Origin of the sequence: Bradyrhizobium sp. Mp27, assembly GCF_029953005.1 — a bacterium.
In the GTDB taxonomy this organism is placed as follows: domain Bacteria; phylum Pseudomonadota; class Alphaproteobacteria; order Rhizobiales; family Xanthobacteraceae; genus Bradyrhizobium; species Bradyrhizobium barranii.
Map to the genome: position 1 here is coordinate 1 of NZ_JASAUS010000732.1, position 288 is coordinate 288.

1 protein-coding gene is annotated in these 288 nt (G+C 60.4%); it reads left to right on the forward strand.

Annotation, left to right across the window (positions count from 1 at the left end; translation table 11 throughout):
- On the forward strand, positions 1–206 hold a 206-nt coding region (locus QJT78_RS52480), incomplete at its 5' end, for a hypothetical protein (protein WP_281460984.1).
- Positions 207–288 lie beyond the last annotated feature (82 nt).

Genomic DNA, 288 nt, shown 5'->3' on the forward strand with positions numbered 1-288 from the left:
GCGACGCCGCCTCAAGGCTGGCGACCTGCAACATTGGCCCTTGCGAAGTGGTTACATCGGACGGCGGCACCGAGTCCGGCGCCGCGGCGCTGAATCCCGCCGCAACGATCGTATTAGCCGACAATCCTGTATCGAATTTCGTCTCGATGGCCGGGGCCGGAAACGCGGCGCTGGCATTTGCCAGAGCTATGGCTGATTTTGGGTGACGCGGCCTGATCAGGCGGCGTGGCTTTCAGTGTTCGGAATGACTTCGATTCCGTCGATGAACTTTACACCGGCGATGACTTT